Origin of the sequence: Leptolyngbya sp. FACHB-36 (assembly GCF_014695955.1) — a bacterium.
Classification (GTDB): Bacteria; Cyanobacteriota; Cyanobacteriia; order Leptolyngbyales; family Leptolyngbyaceae; genus FACHB-36.
Window position 1 is genome coordinate 1 of sequence record NZ_JACJPG010000543.1, and the last position, 1,962, is coordinate 1,962.

General features: G+C 52.3%; 3 protein-coding genes and 1 pseudogene. All 4 read right to left on the bottom strand.

All coding sequences use genetic code 11. From position 1 onward, the window contains the following. Window positions 1-128, bottom strand: a pseudogene (locus H6F43_RS23200) (peptidase M28); the annotation flags it as partial. A 402-nt stretch (window positions 129-530) separates the two neighbouring features. Next, window positions 531-800 (bottom strand): hypothetical protein, encoded by a 270-nt coding sequence (locus H6F43_RS15560; protein WP_190343638.1) that lies wholly within the window; start codon window positions 798-800, stop codon window positions 531-533. Between the two features lie 8 nt (window positions 801-808). Continuing rightward, window positions 809-1,693 carry a PhzF family phenazine biosynthesis protein gene (locus H6F43_RS15565; RefSeq protein ID WP_190343639.1) on the bottom strand — a complete coding sequence of 295 codons (885 nt, stop codon included), beginning with the start codon at window positions 1,691-1,693 and terminating at the stop codon, window positions 809-811. Window positions 1,694-1,728: 35 nt separating this feature from the next. Next, on the bottom strand, window positions 1,729-1,962 hold a 234-nt coding region (locus H6F43_RS15570; RefSeq protein ID WP_190343640.1), incomplete at its 5' end, for a DUF874 family protein.

Sequence of the window (1,962 nt, forward strand, 5' to 3'; positions counted from 1 at the left end):
GGTCCCCACTGGCTCAACTGCTGACGAATATACTGCTGCACATAGAAGTGCCCAGCAGTTGCCAGATAAACATCGCGTTCACGGACAATTTCGCGGAGGTGCGATCGCAATCGCTCTTTTAGCTCCAGCATTTTCTAATGTTCCCAGTCGTCTAACCGTAATGCCTCAACTCGACTGAATTCTCGCGTATTGTGCGTGACGAGAATCAGATTATTTGCGAGAGCAATCGCAGCAATTTGGAGATCCTAGGGGATCGTAGGGACTAATTAAAGTTCCTCTTCTCTCCAAATTCGCTCTGATGTTGCCATAAATATCAGCCGCCGCACTATCAAAATGGTAAATTCTCAAGCTCGCCAAAAAACTCTCGATACAGCGCTAAATTACTTTCCCTAAACAAGCTTTTATAAACGCCGTAGTACATTTCACCCTTAACGATGTCACAAAGCCGTATGTCCTGACGTGGAATTTCACGAAACCTGTCAGAAATCGCCCGACTTCGACCAGTAATGTAGCGAATACAGGTGTTGGTATCAAGTAGGTAAATCATTCAAACCATCCCAGTCTCGCTCCTCAAATTCGCCCTGTTCTCCTCGCTCTAACGGCTCACCCTGCCACTGACCAAATGTCCGCTCAAAGAAGCCCGGCGACCAGCCGCGATCGTCTGGAGTGGTTTCGCGTGCTGGCGGAGTAGGAGTGACTGTCACCGTGACCTCTACTTCTGTATCGGATAGCTCAACTGGAAGCTGCAGCGTTAATACGCCGTCGGTTCCAACGTGCGATCGCACCGTAATGCTGGTCATACATCCTCCTAAACAAACTCGCCTTGGGCAACCAAAATTACATTTCCACCCACCGACACCTCTATAATGTCAGCTTGCTTTTGTGCCTTCAGCAGCAGCAGCGATGGTCTACCAATTTCGTAGCCCTGCTCGACGCGCACATCCACTAAGGCAGATTCAAGATAGTTGTGCTGTGCGAGGTAGCCTGCAAAGCAGCCGTTCGCGCTTCCGGTCGCAGGGTCTTCGGCAATGCCAAGTAGGGGCGCAAACATGCGGGCGCTGAAGTGGTTTGCAGGGTTGCGAGTTTCGGGGCAAAAGACAAAAACCTCCTTTGCCTGAAGGGATTCGACCACTTCGGCGAGGCGATCGACGTTCACCTTAATCCGCTTCAATGTCGCCAGCGTTTTCAGCGGCACAATCAGAAATGGGACTCCGGTGGAGACCTCCTGAATCGGAAAGCGTGAATCAATGTCGGCGATATCGAGATTGAGAACGGGCGCGATCGTCGCTGCCGTAACCACGTCGCCAAATATCGGGGGCCTCTGCTTCATCGTTAGAATGTCCGGGCGGCGATCGCGGTACGTGATTGCAACGGGAATTTGTCCAACTTTGAGGTTGAGGACGATCGTTTCCACGGGCTGCTGAATGATGGCGTGTTGCAGAATGAACGCTGTTCCCAGCGTTGGATGTCCGGCAAAGGGAAGTTCTTTCGCGGGCGTAAAAATCCGCACGTCGTAGCCACCGTCTCGCTCCTGCGAGGACAAAATGAAGGTCGTCTCTGAGTAGTTCATTTCCTTGGCGATCTGCTGCATTTCCTCGGTGGAAAGCGCTGCCGCTTCGGTGAACACTGCAAGCTGATTGCCTGCATATTTCTTCTCAGCAAATACGTCTACGATGTAGAACTTTAGAGGCATAGATGCAGCAAACTCGACGTGGAACAGCTTAGCGGCTACATGGTATCGGGATCAATGTCAAGCTGCCGCAACCGCTCTGCGAGTCGATCGGCTCGTTGACGTTCCTGCTCGGCGCGCTGACTCTCTTGCTCGGCTCGTTGACGTTCCTGCTCGGCTCGCTGACTCTCTTGCTCGGCTCGTTCGTCGCCGCTCAGAAGCAAATGACCCTGATTATCCCACCAGCGCAGCCACGGCAGTTCAGAGTTGACAAACCGTCCTTGCCAGATACC

Excerpts from the sequence above, each read along its gene's own strand:
- H6F43_RS15560 (WP_190343638.1), bottom strand. The coding sequence starts at position 800 with ATGACCAGCATTACGGTGCGATCGCACGTTGGAACCGACGGCGTATTA.
- H6F43_RS15565 (WP_190343639.1), bottom strand. The coding sequence starts at position 1,693 with ATGCCTCTAAAGTTCTACATCGTAGACGTATTTGCTGAGAAGAAATAT.